The 2,928-nt window shown below is 63.9% G+C and carries 3 protein-coding genes; 1 reads left to right on the plus strand and 2 read right to left on the minus strand.

Annotation, left to right across the window (positions count from 1 at the left end):
• A partial coding sequence (locus EN984_RS28985) for an ATP-binding protein (RefSeq protein ID WP_164765719.1) occupies window positions 1-1,772 on the plus strand: 1,772 nt, incomplete at its 5' end.
• Window positions 1,773-1,884: 112 nt separating this feature from the next.
• On the opposite strand, the gene EN984_RS28990 is transcribed toward EN984_RS28985, so the two are convergent.
• Together EN984_RS28990 and EN984_RS28995 are read right to left on the minus strand one after the other, a co-directional pair.
• Window positions 1,885-2,295, minus strand: a complete 411-nt coding sequence (locus EN984_RS28990; protein WP_127271289.1) for a hypothetical protein — start codon at window positions 2,293-2,295, stop codon at window positions 1,885-1,887.
• 210 nt (window positions 2,296-2,505) lie between these two features.
• On the minus strand, window positions 2,506-2,928 hold a 423-nt coding region (locus EN984_RS28995; RefSeq protein WP_206517502.1), incomplete at its 5' end, for an FAD-dependent oxidoreductase.

The raw sequence follows: 2,928 nt of genomic DNA on the forward strand, positions 1-2,928 counted from the left end.
AGGACGAGAGGCAAGGCAAGGTGTTCGCCGGGCATACGCGCGACCTTGAAGGCTTCCTGAGGGCCGACTTCGAAAAACAGCACATCAAGTCGTTTCTGTCGGTGTCGGTATTTGCGCATGGCCATCTCTGGGGGACGCTGGCAGTCAATGACTGCGTCAACGAGCGTGCATGGACGGACGAGGAAGAGGCGACCCTGCACATCATCGCGCTGGCCATCGGCGACGCCATCGAGCGCTCGCCCTCCGACGCCCACGCCAGCGAGGTCATTCGCCGCACCATGCTGCAGGCCTCGCTCGACGCTATCGTCGTCATCGACGAGACCGGCTCGATCATCGAATTCAATCCGGCCGCCGAGAAGATGTTCGGCTTCCAGCGCAGCGACATCCTCGGCAAGGACCTGCTCGATACGATCGTGCCGATCTACTACCGCAAGGGCTATGCCTCAGGGGCCGAATACATGTCCGGCCGCGGCGCGCCGATGGTCGGCCAGCGGCTCGAGACGGTGACCCAGAATGCCGCCGGCGAAGTGTTCCCGATCGAGCTGACGGCGACCGAGATGCGGGTCGCCGACCGCCGCCTGATCTTCGGCTCCATCCGCGACCTGCGCGACAAATTGCGTGCCGAGGAAGAAATCGGCCGGCAGCGCGAGAAGCTGCACCAGAACGAGAAGATGGCGGCAATGGGTTCGTTGCTGGCCGGCGTGTCGCACGAACTCAACAATCCGCTGGCCGTGGTTGTGGCGCAATCGACGCTGCTGCACGAATTCGCTTCCGATCCGCAGACCAAGGTGCGCGCCGAGAAAGTCCGCGCCGCGGCCGAGCGCTGCGGCCGCATCGTCAAGAGCTTCCTGTCGATGGTCCGCCTCCATCCCGCGGCACAGGCCGAGACCGACCTCAACCAGGTGATCCGGTCGGCACTCGAAGTGACCGCCTATGGCGCGCGCTCAAGCGGCATCGTCATCGACACCGATTTCGCCGCCGGCCCGCTGCTGGCCATGGCCGACGCCGACCATGTGACGCAGGTAGCGGCCAACTTCCTCATCAACAGCCAGCACGCCTTGGCTGGCATTGCCGGTGACCGGCTGATCAAGGTGCGGACGTTCCGCAGCGACCGCGGTCATCCCTGCTTCTCGGTCGAGGACAATGGGCCCGGCGTGCCGGAAGCGATCCGCGGCCGCATCTTCGAATCCTATTTCACCACCAAGCCGGTCGGCGTCGGCACCGGCATCGGCCTGTCGATCTCGAAATCGATCATCGAGCGGCACAATGGCAATGTCTGGTTCGAGGAAGTGCTCCCGAGAGGCGCGCGTTTCGTCGTCCAGCTGCCGGCCATCGTGGCCGGCCTCGCCACCGCCGGCGACAACCAGCCGCGATCGAGCGGCCTGCGCCATGCCTTGATCATCGACGACGAGCCGGATGTCGCCGGCTCGCTCTCCGACATTCTCGAGCTGATGGGCATCAAGTCGCGGATCGTTCCTGTCTGGGAATCGGCCGCCGCCACTTTGAGCGGCCACATGCCGCCGGACATCGTCTTTTCGGACCTGCGCATGCCCGGCGTCAGCGGCATATCGATCTATCGCGAGCTGCTCGCCGAAAAGCCTGACCTGGCGCGGCGTTTCGTGCTGGTCACAGGCGACCTGATCGGTGCGAAAGCCGAAATCGAGGCCCTGCCGGCACAGCAGCGGCCGCAGATCCTGGAAAAGCCGTTCAGCACGCTTGATGTGCGCAGTGTGCTGTCTGCCATTGCCGAACAGGCGGCCTTTAAAGGATAAAAAAGAGGCCCCCGGGGGCGGGGGCCGAAGAAGAGCGCGCTGGAGGGAGCGCTCGGGGAGTCCAGAACATGATCCCAAAACGGGAACGGTTTCGGATCGTGCTACGACAAAATCAGAAAATATTCGGCGTGTCGGCCAACGGTGCGGCAGTGGCGATCATGCGGATGGCGCGGCTCTTGTGTGTTCCGGACTGTTCGGCGATTGCGCGCAGGCAATCGATACTCTCGGCACCCCAGGTCTGGCCCTTGCAGGCGAAGTCGGTCACCGGTACCGGCAGACGCGCGGTCCTGGTCGTCGTCTGCGCGCCGTCGATGAGATTGGACGGCGGATTCAACGAAGCGAAGGCCGGCCCGATTGTCGGCGTGAACGCCATGCCGACGAAGGCGCAAGCAGCCAGCACCATGAACATCGCCATGGGGTGGTCGCTGGCCCGCTGGCGCAGCGCCAGTTTCGGACGGCGGTCATTGCGCTCTGGAGCCTGAAGGCGGCTCTCGCCGCGGATCGTCTGGATTTTCGCATGCATTGCCTTCCCCTTCGCTGAGTTTCTTTTGGCGGTGAAATGAACTTATCCGCACTTTGTAACGACGATGGGGTGGCGAAGGACTGGCACTGTAACCAATTCGAAACAGCATTCGGGCGAAGTCGGGCAAAATCGGGCATAGCTTCGACGGCGCTCGGGCTCGAGGCGCAACCTGACCCGATCTTGCCAAACAGTTTTTCGAAAAGACCAGGCTCAGACCGGAGCTTGAAGCTCGGCAATGATCTTGTGCGCGGCGATACGCCCGGCAATGATGGCGCCCTCGACATACCCCGGAAACGACGGCGAGAGTTCTGAACAGGCGAGATACACCGGCGGTGCGCCGGCAAGGATCGTTCGCTCGGCATCTCTTGCTGTCACGTCGACAACAAGATCGCTGTACGCGCCGCCGCTCCAGCGATCTCCTACCCAGTCACGCAAACTGAAATCGATGACATCCCCGGCATCCGGGCCAAGGGCTGCCTCCACCCGGCCGGTCACCCCCGCACGCAGTTCCACCTCGCCGAGGTCACGCCAGCGCAGCGCGAGCGACCCGCCGACGAACACGACGAGCGCGGCATGCTCCGCATCCTTGCCGGCGTCGCAGGCAAACAGCCCCGGCGGATCGAGCCACATCAC

This window comes from Mesorhizobium sp. M7A.F.Ca.CA.004.12.1.1 (genome assembly GCF_003997835.1).
Classification (GTDB): Bacteria; Pseudomonadota; Alphaproteobacteria; order Rhizobiales; family Rhizobiaceae; genus Mesorhizobium.

Coding starts and splice junctions, on each gene's coding strand:
- EN984_RS28990 (WP_127271289.1), bottom strand. CDS start 2,295: ATGCATGCGAAAATCCAGACGATCCGCGGCGAGAGCCGCCTTCAGGCT.